Origin of the sequence: Pseudomonas syringae, from assembly GCF_021606685.1 — a bacterium.
Lineage (GTDB): Bacteria > Pseudomonadota > Gammaproteobacteria > Pseudomonadales > Pseudomonadaceae > Aquipseudomonas > Aquipseudomonas syringae_R.
The window spans coordinates 1-25,799 of record NZ_WKCB01000062.1; the positions used below are offsets into that span (position 1 = coordinate 1).

The following is a 25,799-nucleotide window of genomic DNA, read 5'->3' on the forward strand; positions in this document are numbered from 1 at the left end:
AAGAGCCCCCCCTTATTTCCCCAACCCTGCCGGAGCCCATCCAGGCCCTAGGCTGCGCCCGCCATTCAACCCAGGGCGCCCAGCACCAAAACGGCAGCTGAAAACGGACTTTCTTCTCCACCGTGACTTACCAGGCAGGTTACCCCCCATGCAGTTCAGCAAATTATTGGCAGCGATTTCCACCCATGCGATCCGTCTGCAAATGGAGGAAGGCGACCTGATTGTCCTGGGCGACGATGAGGCGCTGGACGATACCGTGTGGGATCAGTTGATCGCCCACAAACCCCAACTGCTGGCGCTGGTAGCCGAACACGGCGGCGACTGGCTGAGCCCGGCCTACCGCATCACGCCGGCCATGCTGCCGCTGGTCAGCCTCGACCAGACGGCCATCGACCGTATCGTCGCCGCCATCCCCGGCGGTGCGGCGAACGTGCAGGATATCTACCCGCTGGCACCGCTGCAGGAAGGCATGCTGTACCACCATCTTTCGGCCCAGCACGGCGACCCCTACGTGCTGCACGCTCAGTTTGTATTCGACAGCCGCGCCCGCTTGCACACCTTCACCGAGGCGCTGCAGTGGGTGATCGATCGCCATGACATCCTGCGCACCTCCATGGCCTGGGAGTGCCTGGACGAACCGCTGCAAGTGGTGTGGCGCAAGGCGGTCCTGGCGTGTGAGCAAGTGCAGGTGGACGGCGGCGATGCCCTCGCGCAATTGCTTGCGCGCTGTGATCCGCGCACTTACCGCATGGGCCTCGGTCAGGCGCCGTTACTGCGCCTGGTGTTTGCCGATGATCCGGCTAATCAGCGCGTCGTCGCGCTGCTGCTGTTCCACCACACCATCCTCGACCACACCGCCCTCGATGTCGTACGCCATGAAATCCAGCTGTACCTGGCCGGCGAGCAAGCCCAGGCGGCTGAGCCGGTGGCGTTTCGCAGCTATATCGCCCAGGTGCGCAACGGCGTCGGCGAGGCCGACCATGAACAGTTCTTTCGCGAGATGCTGGCGGATATCGATGCGCCCACCTTGCCGTTCGGTTTGCAGGATGTGCAGGGCGACGGCCAGGGCATCGACGAGGCCCGCTTGGCCGTCGACAGCGGCCTGAGTCGCCGTCTGCGCGGCCTGGCGCGGCCATTGGGGGTGAGCGTGGCGAGCATGCTGCACCTGGCAATGGCCCGGGTCCTGGGTGTGGTGTCGGGGCGCGAAGCCGTGGTGTTCGGCAGTGTGATGCTCGGCCGCATGGGCGCGGGCGAGGGTGGTGAGCGGGCCCTGGGCATGTTCATCAACACCTTGCCGCTGCGTGTGGATGTGGGCGGGCAGGGCGTGCGCGCCGGGGTCAAGGCCACCCATGCTCGCCTCACCCGCTTGCTCCACCACGAGCATGCCTCCCTGGCGCTGGCCCAGCGTTGCAGTGGCGTGGCGGCGCCGACGCCGTTGTTCAGTGCCATGCTCAACTACCGGCACAGCGCCACGGGCGATATGGCCGAGGTGATTGACGTCGCGCCAGGCATCCAGGTGCTCGGCGCCGAGGAGCGCACCAACTACCCGTTGACGGTGAACGTGGATGACCTCGGTGAGGATCTGGCCCTGACCGTAATGGTGGCCGCCTCCATCGGCGCCCGCCGTGTGGCGGGCTACCTGCACACCGCGCTCGAAAGCCTGGCCGACGCCCTTGAGCAGCGACCGGAGATGCCGCTGAGCGGCCTGAACATCCTCCCCGACAACGAACGCCAGACCCTGCTGCACCGCCTCAATCACACCCCGCATACCTATGCCGACAGCGCCCTGATCCATCAGCAAGTCGAAACCCATGCCGCCGCCCAGCCTGACGCCGTCGCACTGCGCTTCGACAACCAGGGCCTGACCTACCGCCAGCTCAACGAACGCGCCAACCAGGTCGCCCATCGCCTGCTGGCCCAGGGCGTGCGCCCCGATGACCGCGTGGCGATCTGCGTGGAGCGTGGCCCGGAGATGATCATCGGCCTGCTGGGGATCCTCAAGGCCGGCGCTGGCTACGTGCCGATTGACCCGGCCTATCCGCTGGAGCGTATCGCCTACACCCTGGCCGACAGCGCACCGCTGGCCGTGCTGGTGCAGGCCAACACCCGTCACCTGGTGGGCGAGCTGGCGCACATTGATCTCAACGGCCTGCGCGGTGAGTCCATCGTCAACCCACGGCTCTCGCTCAGCCCGACCAGGCTGGCGTATGTGATCTACACCTCCGGCTCCACCGGCCAGCCCAAGGGCGTGATGATCGAACACCGTCAGGTGGCGCGGCTGTTCACGGCTACCGAACAGTGGTTCGGCTTTAACCAAAAGGACGTGTGGGCGCTGTTCCATTCCTTCGCGTTCGACTTCTCGGTATGGGAAATCTGGGGCGCGCTGATGCACGGCGGGCAGTTGCTGATCGTGCCGCAACTGGTCAGCCGTTCGCCGCAGGAGTGCTACGCGCTGCTGTGCGACGCGCAGGTGAGCATCCTCAACCAGACGCCAAGCGCCTTCCGCCAACTGCTGGTCGCTCAGGGCCAGAGCCACCAGACCCACTCCCTGCGCCAGGTGATTTTTGGCGGCGAGGCCCTGGAGCCGAGCATGCTCAAGCCCTGGTATGCGCGCGCACTCAATGCCGGCACGCAACTGGTGAACATGTACGGCATCACCGAAACCACCGTGCATGTGACGTATCGGGCGTTGCAGGCGGCGGACGTGCAGCATGTCGGCGCCAGCCCGATTGGTGTGCGCATTCCCGACCTGCAGCTGTATGTGCTGGATGCGCACCGCGAGCCGCTGCCGTTTGGCGTGGTGGGCGAGTTGTACGTGGGCGGCGCCGGGGTGGCGCGTGGTTACCTGAACCGCGATGCGCTGACTGCCGAGCGCTTCCTGACCGACCCGGCCAGCGGTCTGCGCCTGTACAAGACCGGCGACCTCGGCCGCTTGCTGCCCGACGGCAGCGTCGAGTACCTGGGGCGTAACGATGACCAGGTGAAAATCCGTGGTTTTCGTATCGAGCTGGGGGAAATCCAGGCCCACCTGGCCACCGCCAAGGGCGTGCGCGACGCCGTGGTGATCGCCCGTGAGGACGAGCCGGGCGACAAGCGCCTGGTGGCCTACGTGATCACCGAGGGCGATACCCCCATCGCCGACCTGCGCGAGCACCTGCTGCTGAGCCTCGCCGAACATATGGTGCCCAGCGCCTTTGTGCGGCTGGACAGCTTCCCCCTGACCCCCCACGGCAAACTCGACCGCAAAGCCTTGCCCGCACCCGACGCCGACGCACTGGCCCGGCGCGTTTACCAGGCGCCACAGGGCGCAGTAGAAAACACCATCGCCGCCCTCTGGCAAGACCTGCTCAAACTCGAGCAGGTCGGCCGTGACGATAACTTCTTCGAGCTGGGCGGCCACTCCCTGCTGGCGGTCAAGCTGATCGAACGCATGCGCCAAGTCGACCTCGGCGCCGACGTGCGCGTGCTGTTCGGCCAGCCAACGCTGGCGGCGCTGGCCGCTGCGGTGGGTGGGCAGCAGCAGGTGCAGACGCCGGCCAACCTGATCACGGCGGCCAGCCAGCACATCACCCCGGACATGGTGCCGTTGGCGGCGCTGGACCAGGCCGCCCTCGATCACATCATCGCCAGCGTGCCCGGTGGCATCGCCAATGTGCAGGATATCTACGGCCTGGCGCCCTTGCAGGCAGGCATTCTGTACCACCACCTGGCAACCGCCCAGGGCGATCCTTACGTGTTGCAGGTGCAGTTCAGCTTCCGTGATCACGCCGCAGTCGACGCCTTTACGCAGGCGCTGCACCGCGTGATCGAACGCAATGACATCCTGCGCACCGCAATTCTCTGGGAGGGCCTCGATGAACCGGTGCAAGTGGTCTGCCGCCAGGCGCCGCTGGCGGTCGAACGCATCGAGCCGCAAGGCAGCGACGCCCTCGCGCACCTGCAGCAGCGCTTCGACCCGCGACACGTGCGGCTGGACCTGACGCGCGCCTCGCTGATGCATTTCGGCTATGCCGAAGACGCTGGCCGCTACGTCGGCATCCTGCTGCTGCACCACATCCTGCTGGACCACACCGCCCTGCAAGTGCTGGTGGAAGAAATCAGCGCCTGCCTGTCCGGCAGCCACGCGCAACTGCCCGATGCGGTGCAATACCGGCATTACGTGGCCCAGGCGCGGCTCGGCGTGAGCGAGGCGCAACATGAGGCGTTTTTCAGCGAGATGCTCGGCGATATCGACGAGCCGACCCTGGTGCTGGGCCTGCAGGACGTGCATGGCGACGGCAGCGGCATCGTCGAGGCGCGCCTGCCGCTGGAGCCGGCACTCAGCCTGGGCCTGCGTGAACAGGCGCGGCAACTGGGAGTGAGCCCCGCAAGCCTGGTGCACCTGGCCTGGGCGCAGGTGCTGGGGCAGCTTTCGGGTCAGCAGGACGTGGTGTTCGGCACCGTGCTGCTGGGCCGCATGCAAGGCGGCGAAGGCGCCGACCGGGCGCTGGGGATGTTCATCAATACCCTGCCGTTGCGGGTCAGCCTTGGCGCCGTCGGTGTGCAAGCCGGCGTACGCGCCACCCACGCGCGGCTCGCGCAACTGCTGGGGCATGAGCACGCCTCGTTGTCCCTGGCCCAGCGTTGCAGCGGCGTGCCGGCTTCGTTGCCATTGTTCAGCACGTTGCTCAACTACCGGCACAGCGCCCCCGGTGAAGCGCCGGGAGCGCGTCCATTTGCCGCCGCCGGGATTGAAATCCTCAGCTCCCAGGAGCGCAGCAACTACCCGCTGGTGCTCAACGTCGATGACCTCGGCAGCGGATTCGCCTTGACCGTGCAAGGCGTGGCCAGCCTGGAGGTGCAACGCGTGGGCGACTACATGCTGACCGCGCTGCGCCAGCTGGTGAGCGCGTTGCAGCAGGCGCCGACGACGCCGCTCGAGGCGGTGTCGATTGTGCCTGCCGCCGAGCGCCAGCAACTGCTGGCAGGCTTCAACGCGACGGCTCGCGACTACCCGTCGCACCTCGGCGTGCACCAGCTGTTCGAAGCCCAGGTGCTGGCCCATCCGGAGGCGGTGGCAGCGGTGCAGGGGCGCTTGTCCCTGAGTTACCGCGACCTCAATCGCCGCGCCAACCGCCTGGCCCATCACCTGATCAGCCAGGGCGTGCAACCGGGCGAGCACGTGGCCCTCGCGCTGCCACGTTCGCTGGACCTGCTGATCGGCCAATTGGCGATTCTCAAGTGCGCCGCCGTGTATGTGCCGTTGGACGTCAACGCGCCGGTCGAGCGTCAGGCCTTCATCGTCCAGGACTGCGGCGCGCACCGCGTGCTCACGGGCCTGGCCGACCTGAACCTGGACGCGCTGTCGTCGCGTAATCCCGAGCTGGAGTCGTCGGCGGAGTCTGTGGCGTACCTCATGTACACCTCCGGTTCCACCGGCGCGCCCAAAGGTGTGCAAGTGCCGCACCGCGCGATTTCGCGCTTGGTGATCAACAACGGCTATGCCGATTTCAACCCGCGTGACCGCGTGGCGTTCGCCTCCAACCCGGCCTTCGACGCCAGCACCCTGGAGGTCTGGGCGCCACTGCTCAATGGCGGTTGCGTGGTGGTGGTCGAACAGGCGCAACTGCTGTCCCAGGCCGCGTTGGCGGCGATGCTGCAAGAGCAGGCGGTCAGCGTGTTGTGGTTGACTGCGGGGCTGTTCCACCAGTACGCCGATGCGCTGATGCCGGTGTTCCGCCAGTTGCGTTACCTGATCGTCGGCGGCGACGTGCTCGACCCGCAGGTGATCGCCCGCGTGCTGCAACACGGCAAGCCGCAGCACCTGCTCAACGGCTACGGGCCGACCGAAGCCACCACGTTTTCCACCACGTTCGAGATCACCGCGCTGGGCGAGGGCAGTATCCCGATTGGCCGGCCGATTGCGAACGCCCAGGTCTACGTGCTCGATGCGCGCCACCAGCCGGTGGCGCTGGGCGTGGTCGGCGAGCTGTATATCGGCGGCGCGGGCGTGGCCAAGGGGTATTTGAACCAGCCGCAACTGAGTGCCGAAAAATTTATTCCCAACCCCTATGGCGACGGCCTGCTGTACCGCAGCGGCGACCTGGCCTGCTGGCAGGCCGACGGCACGTTGCGCTACCAGGGGCGCAATGACCTGCAAGTGAAGATTCGCGGTTTCCGTATCGAGCCTGGCGAGATCGAAGCCTGCCTGGCGAGCTTTGCCGGGGTCAAGGACGCGGTACTGCTGGTGCGTGAAGACGAACCGGGCGACAAGCGCCTGGTGGCTTACTACACGGCGGATGCGCCGCTGCCGATCGACGCGCTGCGCGCTCATCTGCAGGGACAGTTGCCGGACTACATGGTGCCGTCAGCCTATGTCTGGCTGGCGCTGTTGCCGCTCACCGCCAACGGCAAACTGGACCGCAAGGGCCTGCCGGTGCCGGACTCGAGCGCGTTGCTCAGCCGCGGCTACGCGCCGCCTGAGGGTGCGGTGGAAACCTTGCTGGCGCAGATCTGGCAGGACCTGCTGAAGCTCGACCGCGTGGGGCGCCATGACCATTTCTTTGAGGTGGGCGGGCACTCGCTGCTGGCGGTCAGCCTGATCGAACGCATGCGTCAGGCCGGTCTCAGTGCCGATGTGCGCGTGCTGTTCAACCAGCCAAGCCTGGCGGCGTTGGCAGCGGCAGTGGGCAGCGGCCGCGAGGTGGTGGTGCCGGCCAACGGCATCGTGCCGGGCTGTGCGCGTATCACCCCGTCGATGCTGACCCTGGTGCAACTCGATCAAGCGGCCATCGACCGGATCGTCGCCAGCGTGCCGGGTGGCGCGGCCAATGTGCAGGATATCTACCCGCTGGCGCCGTTGCAGGAGGGTATTCTCTACCACCACATCAGCGCCGAGCAGGGCGACCCGTACCTGCTGCAATCGCGTATGGCGTTTGACAGCCTTGAGCGCCTGCACGGCTTCATGGGCGTGCTGCAACAGGTGGTGACGCGTCACGATATCCTGCGCACCGCGGTGGTCTGGGAAGGCCTGGACCACCCGGTGCAAGTGGTGTGGCGCGACGTGCAGTGGCTGGCGCAGGAGGTCGTGCTGGACCCGGCGGACGGCGACATCATCGAGCAACTGCACGCACGTTTCGATGCTCGTCATTACCGCCTGGACATCACCCAGGCGCCGCTGCTGCGCATGGTCTATGCCCAGGACCCCGCCAATGATCGCGTGGCGGCGATCCTGCTGTTCCACCACCTGGCGCTGGATCACACCGCCATGGAAGTGGTCGGCCAGGAGATGCGCAGCCTGATGTTCAACCCGGCGCAGGGCTTGCCGCCCGCGGCGCCGTTCCGCAATTACGTGGCCCAGGCGCGCCTGGGGGTCAGCGAGCAGGAGCACGAAGGGTTCTTTCGCGAGATGCTCGGCGAGGTCGACGAACCCACCTTGCCGTTTGGCGTGCAGGATGTGCAGGGCGATGGTCGCGCGATCGAAGAGGCCGCGCAGGCCCTGGACCCGGTCCTGGCCCAGCGCGTGCGCGAGCAGGCACGGCACGCCGGCGTCAGCGCGGCGAGCCTGATGCACCTGGCCTGGGCGCAGGTGCTGGGGCTGGTGTCCGGGCGTGACGAGGTGGTGTTCGGCACCGTGCTGATGGGCCGCATGCAGGCCGGCGACGGCGCGGACCGGGCCCTCGGGATGTTCATCAACACCTTGCCGCTGCGCGTTGATGTAGCGGCCGCTGCCGCCGTGGCGGTCAAGGCGACCCACGCGCGCTTGAGCGCATTGCTGGGCCACGAGCATGCCTCGCTGGCGTTGGCCCAGCGTTGCAGTGGGGTGCCGGCCGCCGTGCCGTTGTTCAGCGCCTTGCTCAATTACCGTCACAGCAGCCCGGATGAAATGGCCCGCGGCGGGCAGGGCATCTGGGCCGGTGTGCAGTTGCTCGGCGGTGAAGAACGCAGCAACTACCCGCTGACCTTGAGCGTCGACGACCTCGGCGCAGGCTTCGGCCTTCACGTGCTGGCGCTGCCGCAGATCGGTGCCGAGCGGCTGTGTGGCTATATGCACAACGCCGTGGAGCAGTTGGTCAGCGCATTGGAAAGCGCGTCGTCCCTGGCGCTTAACCAGCTGCCGATACTGCCGCTGGCGGAACGCGACACCCTGCTGCAGGCGTTCAATGCCAGCGCCGAGGATTTCCCCCAGGGCCAGACCCTCCACGGCGCCTTCGAGGTGCAGGCCGAACGCCAACCCCAGGCGATCGCCGTGTTGCAGGACGGCGAATCCCTGACCTATCAGCAACTCAACCAGCGCGCCAACCAGTTGGCCCATCACCTGCTGGCGCTCGGCGTGCAGCCGGATGACCGCGTGGCCCTCTGCTGCCGACGCGGCCCGCAGATGCTGGTAGGGCTGCTGGGCATTCTCAAGGCGGGCGCGGGGTATGTGCCCATCGACCCGGCGTACCCCGCCGAGCGCATCGCCTACCTGTTGCAGGACAGCGCCCCGGTGGCGGTGTTGGCTGAAGCGTCGACCCGCGCATTGTTGGGCGATTTCGCCACGGTGGACCTGCACGACAGCACCTGGCAGCGCCACGCCGTCAGCAACCCGCAACTGCCCGCCCTGACACCCGCACACCTGGCCTATGTGATCTACACCTCCGGCTCCACCGGCCAGCCCAAGGGTGTGATGGTGGAGCACCGAAGCGTGGAGAACCTGGTGCATTGGCATTGCAGCGCCTTTGGCCTGGGTGCCGGCAGCCACACCAGCAGCGTCGCTGGCTTTGGGTTTGACGCGATGGCCTGGGAGGTCTGGCCAGCGCTGTGCATCGGCGCCACGCTGCACCTGCCGCCTGCCGAAGTCGGCAACGAACAGATCGACGCGCTGCTGGCCTGGTGGCGCGCGCAGCCGCTGGAGGTGAGCTTCCTGCCCACACCGGTGGCCGAGTACGCGTTCAGCCAGAACCTGCAGCACCCGACCTTGCGCATGCTGCTGGTCGGCGGCGATCGCTTGCGCCAGTTCACTCACGAGCGGCGTTTTGCGCTGGTCAACAACTATGGGCCGACCGAAGCCACCGTGGTCGCCACCTCCGGCCGCGTGCGCGCCGGACAGGCGTTGCACATTGGTCGGCCGGTCGCGAATGCCCGCGTGTATGTGCTGGATGGACAGCTACGGCCGGTGCCGGTGGGCGTGGCGGGTGAGCTGTATGTGGGCGGCAGCGGCGTGGCGCGGGGCTACCTGAACCGCCCCGAGATGACCGCCGAACGCTTCCTGCAGGACCCCTTCAATGCCGGGCGCATGTACCGCACCGGCGACCTGGTGCGCTGGCTGCCCGACGGTAACCTCGACTACCTGGGACGCACCGACGACCAGGTCAAAGTGCGTGGTGTGCGGGTGGAACCGGGCGAGATCGAAAGCCGCCTGACCGCTCTGCACGGTGTGGGCGAGGCCGTGGTGCTGGTGCGTGAAGGTCGGTTGATCGCCTGGTTCACCGAGCAACAGCCGGTGGCCATCGACAGCCTGCGTGCGCAACTGCAAGCGCAACTCCCCGACGCCCTGGTGCCCGTGGCCTATGTGAAGCTCGACGCGCTGCCCCTGACCGCCAACGGCAAGCTGGACCGCAAGGCCTTGCCGCAACCCGATCACAGCGCGGTGTTGAGCCGTGACTATGTGGCGCCCCAAGGCACCCTCGAAACCACGCTGGCGCGTCTCTGGGCCGAGGTGTTGCAGGTCGAGCGCGTGGGGCGCCATGACCACTTCTTCGAACTGGGCGGGCATTCGTTATTGGCCGTGAGCCTGATCGAGCGCATGCGCCAGGTTGGCCTCAGCGCCGATGTGCGCGTGCTGTTCAGCCAGCCGACGCTGGCCGCGCTCGCTGCCGCCGTAGGCAGTGGCCACGAAGTGCAGGTGCCGGCCAATCGCATTCCCGCCGACTGCCAGCGCATCACGCCCGACCTGTTGAGCCTGGTCGAACTCGATCAAGCCACACTGGATCAGGTTGTTGCCCAGGTGCCCGGCGGTGCGGCCAACGTGCAGGATATCTACCCGCTGGCGCCGTTGCAGGAAGGTATTCTTTACCACCACATCACGGCCGGGCAGGGCGACCCGTACCTGCTGCAATCACACTTGGCGTTTGACCACCTCGAGCGTCTGCAGGCCTTCGCCCAGGCGCTGCAACAGGTGATCGACCGCCACGATATCCTGCGTACCGCCGTGGTCTGGGAGAGCCTGGCCCAACCGCTGCAAGTGGTGTGGCGCAGGGCGCAGTTGCAGGTGCAGGCCGATGACCTCGAGCACCTGCACCAGCGCTTCGACCCACGGCATTACCGCGTGCCGATGCACCAGGCGCCGCTGGTGCGCCTGGTGTACGCGCCGGACCCGGCGAATCAGCGGGTGGTCGCGATCCTGTTGTTCCACCATATTGCCCTCGACCATACCGCGCTCGACCGCGTGCGCCACGAGATGCAGGCCAGTCTGCTTGGGCAACCGGGCCTGGCGGGGGACGCCACGCCGTACCGCAACTATGTGGCCCAGACGCGGTTGGGCGTCAGTGAAGCCGAGCATGAACAGTTCTTCCGCGAGATGCTCGGTGACATCAGCGAACCGACCCTGCCATTCGGCCTGCAGGATGTGCGAGGCGACGGCAATGCTATTGAAGAGGCGCAGCTCAACCTCGCCCCGGACCTCAACCGACGCCTGCGGGCCCAGGCACGCGTGTTGGGGGTCAGCGCCGCGAGCCTGTTCCACCTGGCCTGGGCGCGGGTGCTGGCGAGCACCTGCGGGCAGGAAAAAGTAGTCTTAGGCACGGTGCTGCTCGGCCGTATGCACGGCGGTAAAGGCAGTGACCGGGCGCTGGGCATGTTCATCAACACCTTGCCGCTGCGCGTGGACATTGATGCGAGTGGCGTGCGCGTGGCCGTCAAGCAGACCCATGCGCGGTTGACCGCGCTGCTCGGCCATGAGCATGCCTCGTTGGCGCTGGCCCAGCGTTGCAGTGGGGTTGCCGCGCCGCAGCCGTTGTTCAGTGCGATGCTCAACTACCGCCACAGCGACAGCCAGCAAGCGCCGGTGTCGCAGGCGTGGGAGGGCATCCAGACCCTGGCCAGCGAGGAGCGAACCAACTACCCGTTGACGTTGAATGTGGACGATCAGGGCGACGGTTTCCGCCTGACCGCCATGACCCCGACGCCGATTGGCGCGCAGCGTATCTGCGGTTTCGTGCAGGTGACCTTGCTCGGGCTGGTCGAGGCGCTGGAGCAGGCGCCGCAGTCGGCGGTCAATCGCCTGCCGGTGCTGGAGGCGCAGGAGCGCCAGCAAGTGCTGGCCGGCTTTAACGCCACCGAGGTCAATTACGACCTCGACCAGACCCTGCACGGTATGTTCGAAGCGCAGGTGGCGCGCACGCCGGATGCGCTGGCGGTCAAGGCTGGCGGGCAGCACCTGACCTACGCCGAACTGAATGTGCGCGCCAACCAGCTTGCTCATCATCTGTTGGCGCTGGGCGTAGAGCCGAATTCGCGCGTGGCGATCTGCGTGGAGCGCGGCCTGGACATGGTCATCGGCCTGTACGCGATCCTCAAGGCCGGCGCCGCCTATGTGCCGCTGGACCCGGCGTACCCGCTGGAACGCATCGCCTACATGCTGCAGGACAGCGCACCGGTCGCGGTGCTGGCCCAGGGCGCAACGCGCGCGCTGCTGGGGGACGTGCCGGTGGTCGATCTGGACCAGCCGACCTGGCAGCACCAACCCGAGGATAATCCTCAGGTATCGGCACTGGGCGCCTACGTGATCTACACCTCGGGCTCCACTGGCCAGCCCAAAGGCGTGATCAACGACCACCGCGGCGTGGTCAACCGCCTGTTGTGGATGCAGGACGCTTACGGCCTGCAGGCCCACGACAGCGTGTTGCAGAAAACCCCGTTCAGCTTCGATGTGTCGGTGTGGGAGTTTTTCTGGCCGCTGTTCACCGGCGCGCGTCTGGTAATGGCGCGCCCTGGCGGGCATAAGGACCCGGTATACCTGTGCGACGTGATCGCGGCCGAACAGATCACCACGCTGCACTTTGTACCGTCGATGCTGGACGTGTTCCTCGCCCATGGCGACGTGAGCCAGGCTGCCGGGCTGGTGCGCGTCATGTGCAGCGGCGAAGCCTTGCCGGGCAGCCTGGTGCGGCGCTTCAAACATCAACTGCCGCAGAGTGGCCTGTACAACCTGTATGGCCCCACCGAAGCCGCTGTGGACGTCACCGCGTGGAACTGCGCGCGACCGCAGGTGCCGGACAACACACCGATTGGCAAACCGATCGCCAATACGCGTCTGTATGTGCTCGACGCGCAGTTGCAGCCGGTGCCCCAGGGCGTGGCCGGCGAACTGTTCATCGGCGGCGTGCAAGTGGCGCGGGGTTACCTGAACCGTCCTGAGCTTACCGCCGAGCGCTTCCTCAAGGACCCGTTCAGCGGCGGGCGCATGTACCGCACCGGCGACCTCGGCCGCCACCTGCCCGACGGCACGATCGAATACCTGGGCCGCAATGACGACCAAGTGAAGATCCGTGGTTTGCGCATCGAACTGGGCGAGATCCAGGCGCGTTTGCTTGAGCATCCTCAGGTCCACGAAGCCGCCGTGGTGGCCCGCGACGATCGGCTTGTCGCTTACTACACCGGGGGGCGGGCAGCGGCGCTGCGTGAGCATCTGCTGCAACACTTGCCGGATTTCATGGTGCCCGCGCTGTTTGTGCACCTCGACGCGCTGCCGTTGAGCCCCAACGGCAAGCTCGACCGCAAGGCGCTGCCGGCGCCCGGCAACGAGGCGCTGACCCTGCGCGAATACGAAGCCCCGGTGGGCGCTACCGAAACCCTGCTGGCGCAGCTGTGGGCTGAGTTGCTCAACGTCGAGCGGGTAGGGCGCCAGGACAATTTCTTTGAACTGGGCGGGCACTCATTGCTCGCCGTCAGCTTGATCGGGCGCTTGCGCCAGGAAGGCATGGAAGCCGATGTGCGCGCGTTGTTCGAACAGCCGACCCTGGCTGGCTACGCGGCAATTACTGAACGAATGGAGATCGTCCTGTGAGCATTTTCGAACTGCTGGCGACGCTGAAAACCAAAGACGTGCAGCTGGCGCTCAAAGGTCAACAGCTGTCGGTGCAAGGCAATAAACACGCACTGAGCGACCCGTTGATCCTGGCGGCGTTGCGCGAACATAAACCGGCGTTGATCGAACTGATCGAGGCTGGCGAATACGCTGCCGCCAACGAGGTGCCCGCCAATGGCATCCCGCCCGGCGCGCAACGCATCACCCCGGCCATGCTGACCCTGTCCAGCCTCAGCCAGGACGAGATCGACCGTATCGTCGCCACCGTCGAGGGCGGTGTGGCGAATATCCACGACATCTACCCGTTGGCGCCGCTGCAGGAAGGCATTCTGTTTCACCACGTCAGCACCGCGCAGGGCGACCCCTATGTGATGCAGTCGCAGTTTGCCTTCGACAGTGTCGAGCGTTTCGAGGCGTTTGCCCTGGCGTTGCAAGGGGTGACGGACCGTCACGACATCCTGCGCACCGGCGTGGTCTGGGAAGGTTTGCAGCAGCCCCAGCAAGTGGTCTGGCGCGAGGCGCGCCTGCCGGTGCAGGCGCTTGAACTGGACCCGGCCGAGGGCGATATCGCCGCCCAGTTGCACGCGCGTTTCGACGCCCGGCATTACCGTCTGGACGTGACCCAGGCGCCGCTGTTGCGCCTGGCCTGGGCAAAGGACCCGGCGCAGCAGCGCATCGTGGCCATGCTGCTGTTCCACCACATGGCCCTGGACCACAGCGCCCTGGACGTGGTGCGCCATGAGCTGCAGGCGTTTTTGCACGGCACTGCCGGGCAACTGGGCCACCCGGTGCCGTTTCGCAACTATGTGGCGCAGGCGCGCCTGGGGGTCAGCGAGCAGCAGCATGAGGCGTTTTTCCAGCAGATGCTCGGCGATGTGCTCGAACCGACCCTGCCGTTTGGCTTGCAGGACGTGCAGGGCGATGGCCGTGGCATCAATGAACTCGACTGGCCGCTGTCGGCTGCCCTCAACCAGGGCCTGCGTGCCCAGGCCCGGCTGCTGGGGGTTAGCGTCGCAAGCCTGTTCCATCTGGGCTGGGCCCAGGTGCTGAGTGCGCTGGCCGGCAAATCCCAGGTGGTGTTCGGCACCGTGCTGATGGGCCGCCTGCAGGGCGGGCATGCCACGGATCGCGCGTTGGGGATCTTTATCAACACCTTGCCGTTTCGCGTAGAAGTGGGCAACGACGACCTGCGCAGCGCGGTCAAGGCCACCCACGCGCGGCTTACCGGCCTGCTGCGCCATGAACACGCGCCCCTGGCCCTGGCACAACGCTGCAGCGGGGTGGCGGCGCCGACGCCGTTGTTCAGTGCGTTGCTCAATTACCGTCACAGCGGCACCGGCAACAGCAGCGAGGCCGTGGCGGCGTGGCAAGGCATCGAGACATTGCGTTCGGATGAGCGCACCAACTACCCGCTGACCCTGAGTGTCGATGACCTGGGGGAAGGGTTTGTCCTGCGTCTGCTGGCCACCACCCAGGTCGACCCCCAGCGCGTCTGCGCTTATGTGCAAACCGCGCTGGAAAACCTGCTGAGCGCCCTGGAGCAGGCGCCGCACACCGCGCTCAACCAGGTGTCGGTGGTGCCTGCCGCCGAACAACACATGCTGCTGCACCAGTTCAACGCCACCCAGGCGAACCCTGCACCCTCCAGCAATCACGCCACCACCCTGCACGGGCGCATCGAAGCCCAGGCGGCGCGGACCCCGGATGCCATCGCCGCCGTGCAACTCGACCGGCACATGACCTACGCCGAGCTGAACCAGCAGGCCAACCTGCTGGCCCACCACCTGTTGGCCCTGGGCGTCAAACCCGACGACCGCGTGGCCGTTGTCGCCCGCCGTGGCCTGGATACCCTGGCCGGGTTGCTGGCAACCCTCAAGGCCGGTGCCTGTTATGTGCCGGTGGACCCCTCCCACCCGGCCGAGCGCCTGAGCTATCTGCTGACGGACAGCGCCCCGGTCGCGGTGCTGACCCAACACGCCTTGCTGGCGCGCTTACCGGCCCTGGAGGTGCCGGTGATCAACCTCGACCGCTACACCTGGCAGCATCATTCGGCGAGCAACCCGATGGTCGCCATGACGCCGTCGAACCTCGCCTATGTGATCTATACCTCCGGCTCCACCGGCCTGCCCAAAGGCGTGATGGTGGAACACCACAGCGTGGCCAACCTGGTGGATTGGCATTGCAGCGCCTTTGACCTGTGCGCCGGGCGCCACACCGCCAGCGTCGCCGGTTTCGGGTTTGATGCGATGGCCTGGGAAGTCTGGCCGGCGCTGTGTGCGGGCGCGACCCTGCACCTGCCGCCGGCCCATGACGGCGCCGAAGACATCGACGCGCTGCTGGCCTGGTGGTGTGCGCAACCTTTGGACGTGTGCTTCCTGCCGACCCCGGTGGCCGAGTACGCCTTCAGCCAGCAGATCGACCACCCGACGTTGCGCACCTTGCTGGTCGGCGGCGATCGCCTGCGCCAGTTCAGCCGCGCGCAGCATTTCGAGCTGATCAACAATTACGGCCCCACGGAAGCCACGGTGGTCGCCACTTCCGGCAAGGTTGAGGCGGGTCGGCCTTTGCACATCGGCAAGCCGGTTGCCAACGCCTCGGTGTACCTGCTTGATGATCAGCAACGGCTGGTGCCGCTGGGGGTGGCGGGCGAGCTGTACGTAGGCGGCAAGGGGGTGGCGCGCGGGTACCTGAACCGCCCCGAGTTGACCGCCGAGCGTTTCCTGCACGACCCGTTCACGGGCGGGCGCATGTACCGTACCGGCGACCTGGCGCGCTGGTTGCCCGACGGTACGCTGGAGTACCTGGGGCGCAATGACGACCAGGTGAAAATCCGCGGCATGCGTATCGAACTGGGCGAGATCGAAACCCAGCTCAACCACCTGCCCAGCCTTCTCGAGGCCGTGGTGGTGGTGCGTGAAGAGCGGCTGGTGGCGTACTTCACCGAAAACCCGCAGTTGGACCCGGTGACGGTGGGTGACATTCGCGCGCATCTGGTGGCGCACCTGCCGGACTATATGGTCCCGGTCGCCTTCATGAAGCTCGACACGCTGCCCCTGACCGCCAACGGCAAGCTCGACCGCAAAGCCTTGCCGGCGCCGGACAGCGCCGCTGTATTCAGCCGCGAGTACGAGGCGCCCGAGGGTGAGATCGAAAGCCTGTTGGCGCAGATCTGGGCGCACGTGCTGCAGGTTGAACGGGTCGGGCGGCGTGATCATTTCTTCGAGCTGGGCGGGCACTCGCTGCTGGCCATGCGCATGGTGTCCCAAGTGCGTCAGCGCCTGGGGGTAGAGCTGTTGCTCGGCGATTTGTTTGCGAATGCCGAACTCGCCGCCGTCGCCCAAGTGCTGGCCCAGGCCGGTCGCAGCACCTTGCCGGATATTCTCCCGGCCAACCGCGATGAGGACGTGCCGTTGTCCTTCGCCCAGCAGCGCCTGTGGTTCCTGGCGCTGATGGAGGGTGCCAACACCGCCTACAACATACCTATCGGCCTGCGGTTGCGTGGCCAGTTGCATGTGCAGGCCCTGCAACAGGCGCTGGCGCGAATCGTCGCGCGGCATTCCACCTTGCGCAGCCGCTTTGCCCAGCAGGGCGATGTGGCCCAGGTGCTGATCGTCCCGGCGGAAGCGATGCTGCCTCTGCAAGTGCAGGACCTGCGGCGCCACCCGCAACCCCAGCAGGCGCTGGACGCGTTGATCCAGGGCGAGGCCTCGGCGCCGTTCGACCTGGCGCGCGGGCCGCTGCTGCGCGGGCGCCTGGTGGTGATGGCCGACGATCACCATGTGCTGCTGTTGACCCTGCACCATATCGTCTCTGATGGCTGGTCCATGGGGGTGCTCACCCGTGAGCTGATGGCCCTGTACCAGGCGTTCAGCCATGGCCAGCCCGACCCGCTGCCGCCGTTGCCGATCCAGTACGGCGACTTTGCCGCGTGGCAGCGTTTGTGGCTCAGCGGCGAGGTGCTGCACCGCCAAAGCAGCTATTGGCAACAGGCCCTCGCCGGTGCGCCGGCCTTGCTCACGCTGCCCACCGATCGCCCGCGCCCGGCGCAACAGGACTACGCCGGCAGCACGGTGGAAGTGCGCCTGGACGAACGCCTTACCGCCGGGCTCAAGGCGTTGAGCCAGCGCCACGGTGCCACGCTGTACATGACCCTGATGACCGCTTGGGCCGCGCTGCTCGCAAGGCTTTGCGGGCAGCAGGAGCTGGTGATCGGTTCGCCGGTGGCCAACCGCACCCGCAGTGAGGTGGAGGGCCTGATCGGGCTGTTCGTCAACACCCTGGCCGTGCGTATCGACACGGCAGGCGCGCCGACGACCGAGGCGTTGCTGGCGCGGGTCAAGGCCCAGACGCTCGCGGCCCAGGCCCATCAGGACCTGCCGTTCGAGCAGGTAGTGGAGATCACCCGGCCGCTGCGCAGTCTGGCCCATAGCCCGGTGTTCCAGACCCTGCTGACCTGGCAGGACAGCAGCGCACCGACCCTGGCCCTGGGCGACCTGGCCCTGGAAGGCATTGTGCAGGACAGCCACTTTGCCAAGTTCGACCTGTCCCTGGACCTGAGCGAGGTGCAGGGAACAATTATCGGGGCGCTGGAGTACGCCGTGGCGCTGTTCGATGCGTCGACGGTGCGGCGTTATGCCGGTTACTTCACCCGGCTCCTGCAGGCCATGGTCGATAACGACCAGGCGGTGCTGGAACAGGTACCGCTGGTGGATGAACGCGAGCGCCAGCAGTTGCTGTTCGGGTTCAACGCCACCCACGTGCCGTACAACCTCGAGCAGACCCTGCACGGGATGTTCGAAGCGCAGGTGGCGCGCACACCGGAGGCGCTGGCGGTCAAGGCTGGCGAGCGGCAGTTGACCTACGCCGAGTTGAATGCGCGGGCCAACCAGCTTGCTCACCACCTGTTGGCGTTGGGCGTGCAGCCCGATTCGCGCGTCGCGATCTGCGTGGAGCGCGGCCTGGACATGGTTATCGGCCTGTACGCGATCCTCAAGGCCGGCGGCGCCTATGTGCCGCTCGACCCGGCGTACCCGCTGGAACGCATCGCCTACATGCTGCAGGACAGCGCGCCGGTCGTGGTACTGGCCCAGGGCGCAACCCGCGCGCTGTTGGGGGACGTGCCGCTGGTCGATCTGGACCAGCCGAGCTGGCAGCACCAACCCGAGGATAATCCCCAGGTATCAGCGCTGGGCGCCTACGTGATCTACACCTCGGGGTCCACCGGCCAGCCCAAAGGCGTGATCAACGACCACCGCGGCGTGGTCAACCGTCTGCTGTGGATGCAGGACGAATACGGCCTCGGCGCCCATGACCGGGTACTGCAGAAAACCCCGTTCAGCTTCGACGTGTCGGTGTGGGAGTTTTTCTGGCCGCTGTTCACCGGTGCGGGTCTGGTGATGGCGCGCCCTGGTGGGCATAAGGACCCGGCCTACCTGTGCGAGCTGATCGAGGCTGAGCAGATCAGTACCTTGCACTTTGTGCCGTCGATGCTCGATGTGTTCCTCGCCCACGGCGATGTGAGCCAGGCCGCCGACCTGGTGCGCGTGATCTGCAGCGGCGAAGCCTTGCCCGGCAGCCTGGTGCGGCGCTTCAAACAGCAGCTGTCGGGTAGCCAACTGCATAACCTGTATGGCCCCACCGAAGCTGCCGTCGACGTGACCGCCTGGCACTGCGCAGGCGCTGCCACGCCGGACAACACCCCCATCGGCAAGCCAATTGCCAATACGCGCATGTACCTGCTGGATGGGCATTTGCAGCCGGTGCCCCTGGGCGTGGTCGGTGAGTTGTTCATCGGTGGCGTGCAGGTTGCGCGTGGCTATCTGAACCGGCCGGAGCTGACCGCCGAGCGCTTCCTCGACGACCCGTTTACCGAGGGCCGCCTGTACCGCACCGGTGACGTGGGCCGCTACTTGCCGGACGGCACGATCGAATACCTGGGCCGCAATGACGACCAGGTGAAGATCCGTGGTTTGCGCATCGAACTGGGGGAAATCCAGGCCCGGCTGACCGAGTTCGCCACTGTCCACGAGGCTGCCGTGGTCGCCCGCGAGGAGCGCCTGGTGGCCTACTACACCGGTGCGCGCAGCGAGATCGACACACTGCGCGCGCACTTGCTGCAACACCTGCCGGAGTTCATGGTGCCCGCGCTGTTCGTGCACCTGGACGCGTTGCCGTTGAGCCCCAACGGCAAGCTCGACCGCAAGGCCCTGCCGGCGCCGGGCAACGAGGCGCTGACCCTGCGCGAATACGAAGCGCCGCTGGGCACTACGGAAATCACCTTGGCCGAGCTGTGGGCCGAACTGCTCAAGGTCGAACAAGTGGGCCGTCACGACCACTTCTTCGAGCTGGGCGGGCACTCGCTGTTGGCGGTCAGCCTGATGGGCCGCCTGCGGCGTCTGGGTTGGTCGGCGGACGTGAAAGTAGTGTTTGCTCAGCCGACTTTGGCCGCGTTGGCGGCGGCGCTCGGTGGTGGTCGCGAAGTGGCGGTGCCGGCCAATCGCATCGCCGCCGATTGCACGCGGATCACGCCGGACATGCTGGCGTTGATCCTTCTGGACCAGCCGGCCATCGACCGCATCGTCGCCTGCATCCCAGGCGGAGCGGCGAATGTGCAAGACATCTACCCCCTGGCGCCGTTGCAGGCCGGCATGCTCTATCAGCATCGCGCCGTACAGGGCGCAGACGCCTATGTGCTGCAGGCCGAATTTGCCTTCGACAGCCGCCAGCGCTTCGACGCGTTTGCCCAAGCGTTGCAGGCGGTGATCCAGCGGCACGACAGCCTGCGTACCTCCGTGTATTGGGACGGCCTGGAAGAGCCGGTGCAAGTGGTCTGGCGCGACGCGCCATTGCGTGTCGAAAGCGGCCCGTTGCCGCAGCGCCTGGACCTGGCACAGGCCCCGCTGATGCGCCTGGTGTATAGCGAGGAGCCGCAGCAGGTGGTCGCTACCTTGCTGTTTCATCACCTGGTCATGGACCACCTCGCGCTGGAGGTGCTGCAGCATGAGATGCAGGCCTTCTTGCTGGGCGAGCAGGCCCGGTTGGAGGCGCCGGTGCCGTACCGCAACTACGTGGCGCAGACCCGCGTGGGAGCGGACGAGCATGAGGGGTTCTTCCGCGAGATGCTGGCGCAAGTCGATGAACCGACCCAGGTGCAGTACCTGGGCGAGGCGCAAACCGCCCAGATGGCGCTTGACCCGGGGTTGAGTCAGCGCCTGCGCAGCCAGGCACGGCTGGCCGGGGTAAGCGCCGCCAGCCTGATGCACCTGGCCTGGGCCCAGGTGCTGGGCAAGGTCAGCGGCCGTGAGCAGGTGGTGTTCGGCACAGTGATGCTCGGTCGTCTGCAAGGTGGGGAAGGGGCTGAGCGAGCCATGGGCGCGTTCATCAATACCTTGCCGCTGCGCGTCGATCTGGGTGAACACTCGGTGCGCGACGCATTGCACGCCACCCACGCACGCCTGAGCCAACTGCTCGGCCATGAGCACGCGCCGCTGGCGCTGGTGCAGCGGTGCAGCGGGGTGCCGGCGGCGACGCCGTTGTTCAGCGTGTTGTTCAACTACCGCCACAGTGCGCCCCGCAGCAACGCGGCCGCTGCGGCATGGCAAGGGATTCAACTGCTCAAGGCCGAGGAACACACGCACTACGGCGTGTCGATGAGCGTGGATGACCTGGGCGATGGTTTCGCCTTGAAAGCCATGGGGCAGGGTGCTCGGCGGTTATGCGTCTACCTGGGTGTCGCGCTGGAACAGCTGGTGCAGGCGCTCGAGCAGCCTACCGATATCGCCATCAGCCACGTAGCGATCCTGCCCGCTGCCGAACGCCAGCAGCTGTTGGCATTGAATGCCACTGACCGCCCGTTCCCGCGTGAACACACGGTGCAGCGCTTGTTTGAAGCGCAGGCCCAGGCGCGGCCTGACGCGTTGGCGGTGGTGCACGGCGAGCAGGTCGTGAGCTACGGTGAACTGAACACCCGTGCCAACCGCCTGGCCCATCACCTGCTGGGCCTGGGTGTGCAGCCCGGTGACAATGTGGCGGTCCGGCTGGCGCGCTCCCTGGACCTGCTGATCAGCCAGTTGGCGATCCTCAAATGCGCCGCCGCCTATGTGCCGCTGGACAGCAATGCGCCTGCCGAGCGCCAAGGGTTCATGCTGCAGGACAGCGCTGCCGTCTGGCTGTTGACGCGCAGCGACGCGACTGTCGAGCACGCGGTGCGGCGTCTGGACCTCGACACCCTGAGCCTTGACCCGCAACCGAGCCACAACCCGGACCTGTCCCAAACCAGCGACAGCGTGGCGTACATCATGTACACCTCCGGCTCCACCGGCACGCCCAAGGGGGTGTTGGTACCCCATCGCGGTATCACGCGGCTGGTGCTCAACAATGGTTACGCCGACTTCAATGCCAGTGATTGCGTGGCCTTCGCCTCCAACCCGGCGTTTGACGCCAGCACCATGGATGTCTGGGGGCCGTTGCTCAACGGCGGTCAGGTGCGGGTGATCGACCACGCCACCTTGCTCGACCCGGCCGCGTTCGCCGCAGCCTTGGCGGACGTGACGGTGCTGTTCGTGACCACGGCGCTGTTCAACCAGTACGTGCAGATGCTGCCCGAGGCGCTGGCCGGCTTGCGCATCCTGCTCTGCGGTGGCGAGCGCGCTGACCCGGCGGCGTTCCGCAGCCTGTTGGCCCGCGCCCCCGGGCTGCGCCTGGTGCATTGCTACGGGCCGACGGAAACCACCACCTACGCCACCACCTATGAAGTGCGCGAAATCGCCGATAACGCCGACAGCGTGCCGGTCGGTCGACCGATCTCGAACACGCAGGTGCATGTGCTCGACGCGCAGTTGCAGGCGCTGCCACTGGGCGTCATCGGTGAAATCTGCATCGGCGGCGATGGCGTGGCCAAAGGGTATTTGAATCGCCCCGAATTGACCGCGGAAAAATTTGTGCAGGACCCTCTCAACCCGGGCGCCCTGATGTACCGCACCGGCGACCTTGGCCGCTGGACGGCGGACGGCCTGCTGGAATGCATCGGGCGCAATGACGACCAGGTGAAGATCCGTGGTTTCCGCATCGAGTTGGGCGAGATTGAAGCACGCCTGGCCACCTTCGCCGCGGTCCAGGACGTGGTGGTGCTGGCGCGCGAGGATGCACCGGGGCACAAGCGCCTGGTGGCCTACTTCACCTGGGCCGCCGAACCTGTCGATATCGACGGCGTACGTGCCCACCTGCAGGCTCAACTGCCTGACTACATGCTGCCGTCCGCCTTTGTGCCGCTGGCGCAACTGCCGCTGACGGCGAATGGCAAGGTCGACCGCAAAGCCTTGCCGGAGCCTGCGCTCGACGCGCTGATCATGCGCGAGTTCGAAGCCCCTGCAGATGCCCTGGAACAGACCCTGGCGCGTCTCTGGGCCGAGGTGCTCAAGCTGGAGCAGGTGGGGCGGCATGACAGTTTCTTCGAGTTGGGCGGGCATTCATTGCTGGCGATTCGTCTGGTGAACTTGCTGGAGGAGGCGGGGGTGTCGGTGACGCTGGCCGAGCTGTTCCAGCATGCCAGTGTGGCCTCTGTCGCCACGCTGCTGCGCCAGCGCACGGCGGCGCCGGTACGCAACCCGTCGGTGATCACCGTGCGCAGCAGCGGCACGCAGCCGCCGCTGTTCCTGATTCACGAGTTCAGTGGCATGGACGTGTATTTTCCGGCGCTGGGCCAGCACTTGGCGGGTGACTATCCGATCTATGGCTTGCCGGGCGTGGCGCTCGGCGAGGCCCACCTGCACAGCATGGAGGGTCTGGCGGCGCGCCTGGTCGGGCTGATTCGCGGCCTCCAGCCGCACGGGCCGTATCGGGTCGCAGGCTGGTCGTTTGGTGGCGTGCTGGCCTATGAAGTGGCGATGCAATTGCTCGGGTTGGATGAGCCGGTGGCGTTCCTCGGCTTGATCGACAGCTACGTGCCACGCATGACCGACCAGGGCAAGGCCCGCTGGAGTGGGCCGGATGCGCTCAAACGGCACTTGCTGCTGCAGTGCAGCGCCCATTGGAAAGCACAGGGAGGTGTGAATGAGCTGGCGCGTCTTGAGCAATTGGAAGCGGGCAGTGGACAACTGGACGTTGCGGGCCTGCTGCAACGCTGTCGCGCTGAAGGTTTGCTCTACGCGCAAATGGCGGCGGCGACGGATGCCGACCTGTTGAGTTTTATCGAGCGGGAAGTGGGGCATGGGCACGCGCTGGCGCACTACAGCGTGTTCCCGCTGCCGATCCCGGTGCACCTGTTCAGCGCGCGTGAACGGCCGACCGAGCTGGCACGGCGCAGTCAATCCCTCGGCTGGGACGATGCCCTGGCCCCTGGGCAATTGCGCCAAGTGGCGGTACCGGGTGATCACCAGAGCATGATGCAGGCACCGCATATCCCAGCCTTGGGCCAGGCGATGACGCTGGCCTTGCTGGCGAGTGCGCCGGCAAGCGAGGCCGCGCATCAGCCGTTGTTGCGCATCCAGAGCGGTCGGGCAGGGGCTGCGCCGGTGTTTTGTGTGCCGGGGGCTGGCGACAGCGTCACCGGGTTTGTGGGCTTGAGTGAAGCGCTGGGCCGTGACTGGCCGCTGTTCGGTCTACAGCCGCGCGGCCTGGATGGCGCGACGGTGCCCCATAGCGGGGTAGAAGCCGCAGCGCGTTGCTACTTGGCGGCGTTGGAGCAGGCGAGCCCCCACGGGCCGGTGCACCTGTTCGGGCATTCGTTTGGTGGCTGGGTGGCGCTGGAAATGGCGCTGCAGCTGCAGGCAGCGGGGCGTGAAGTCGCGTCGTTGACGGTCATCGACAGTGAGGCACCTGGCGGCGCGGGCAGAGCCTATACGACCACGACGGCGTTGCTGCGCTTGATCGAGGCGATGCAGTTGGCGGCGGGCAAGTCGCTGGGCATCGACCTGGCGGAGTTTGCCCAGCGCGATGAAGAGGCACAGCGCCAATGGCTGCATGCGGGGATGGTCAGGGTCGGCTTACTGCCGGCGCGCGCGGGAGTGGACGCGATGGCGGGCCCGTCGCGTACCTATGCGGCGGCGTTGCGTACGGCATATCGGCCTCTACGGCGGTTTGAGGGCGTAGTGCGGTTGGTATTGGCCCAGGACCCCGCGCTGGACGCTGCCGGTAATCAACGCGAGCAGGGGTTGATGGTTGAGGGATGGCGTCGGCAGGGCAGTGGGCTGCAGGTTTGGTACGGCGGCGGGAATCACTTCACCTTGCTCAAGGCCCCGAATGTTCAGGGCTTGGCGCAGTGGTGGTTGGAGGGTGTAGTGGTTGGGGAGGTGGTGTCATGAGGCTGGTGTTGGCGAGTTTATCCATTGCTGCGGTAACGGCCACAACGCCTTGCTTTTGCTGTGGCCCTTAAATCCTTACCGCTGACGAAGTCAGCGATCTTTTGATCTAGCGCTTTTGATCGTGATCTTGATCTTGGGCGGCCCACGGATTCAAGCCTGCGTGAGGGCACACCGAGCCCAGGCGAGGTGCCGAGTGTTGGGGCAAGAGCGTTTTGGTTACTTTTGCGCTTTTCAAAAGTGACCCGCTGTAAGAGCGGAACCCATTTCAGCCGTTACCGAAAAAACGGATATGCACCCCTATGCCAAATTCAACATTCAAAAAAGTCAGCCTCCTGGCAACGTTGGCCATCGCCATCGGACTAGCGATCTACACCGTCCAGGCCCCCGCCGACGCCCCCCAATACCTCACCGCCACCACCGAGCGCAATGACATCGAAAACGCCGTCCTGGCCACCGGCGTCCTCGAAGGCATCAAACAAGTCGACGTCGGTGCCCAAGTCTCCGGCCAGCTCAAATCGCTCAAGGTCAACGTCGGCGACAAAGTAAAAAAAGGCCAATGGCTCGCCGAAATCGACCCGCTGATCCTGCAAAACACCCTGCGCAAAGCCCAGGTCGACGAAGAAAACCTGCAAGCCCAGCGCCGCGCCACGGCAGCGCAGCTCAAGCAGGCCAGGTCGGTGTATGAGCGCTACAAAGGTTTGCAGGACGACGAATCCGTTTCGCGCCAGGATTTCGAAGACGCTGAGTCCACCTTTCAGGTGCAGCAGGCCAACCTGCTGTCCCTGGATGCGCAGATCAAGAGCGCGCATATCCAGATCGATACCGCCAAGATCAACCTGGCCTACACGCGCATCGTCGCGCCCATCGACGGCGACGTGGTAGGGATCGTCACCCAGGAAGGCCAGACCGTGATCGCCAACCAGTTGGCACCGGTGCTGCTCAAGCTGGCGGACCTGGACACCATGACCGTCAAGGCACAAGTCTCCGAGGCGGACGTGATCCATATCAGCCCCGGCCAGCAGGTGTACTTCACCATCCTCGGCGAGGCCGACAAACGCTACTACGCCAAGCTGCGTGGCACCGAGCCGGCGCCGCAGAACTTCCTGGAAACCCAGACCGCCGGTACGCCCAAGCAGAACAGCGCGGTGTTCTACAACGCGCTGTTCGATGTGCCCAACCCCGACCACCGCCTGCGTATCGCCATGACCGCCCAGGTGCGCATCGTGCTCGACACCGCCCAGGCGGCGTTGGTGGTGCCGGTGGCTGCGTTGGGCCCGCGCAACACCGATGGCAGTTACGCACTGCGGGTGCTGGACGCCAAGGGCAAGGTCGTGTCGCGGGAGGTGAAGACCGGGATCAATAACAACGTCAAGGTGCAGATACTCGAAGGCCTGGCCGAAGGCGACCAGGTGGTCATCGGCGATGCCACGCCAGCCGTGGCGGGGAACTGA

3 protein-coding genes are annotated in these 25,799 nt (G+C 66.3%); all 3 read left to right on the forward strand.

The genetic code is table 11. The features are described 5' to 3' along the window. Positions 1-148 precede the first annotated feature (148 nt). Positions 149-13,027, forward strand: a complete 12,879-nt coding sequence (locus tag GIW02_RS20570) for a non-ribosomal peptide synthetase (protein ID WP_236422026.1) — start codon at positions 149-151, stop codon at positions 13,025-13,027. Beyond that, positions 13,024-24,348 carry a non-ribosomal peptide synthetase gene (locus tag GIW02_RS20575; protein ID WP_236413761.1) on the forward strand — a complete coding sequence of 3,775 codons (11,325 nt, stop codon included), beginning with the start codon at positions 13,024-13,026 and terminating at the stop codon, positions 24,346-24,348. Before GIW02_RS20570 ends, GIW02_RS20575 begins: the two co-directional genes overlap by 4 nt. A 299-nt stretch (positions 24,349-24,647) precedes the next feature. Further along, entirely contained in the window at positions 24,648-25,799 is a 1,152-nt protein-coding gene (macA, locus tag GIW02_RS20580) for a macrolide transporter subunit MacA (RefSeq protein ID WP_236413755.1), read from the forward strand.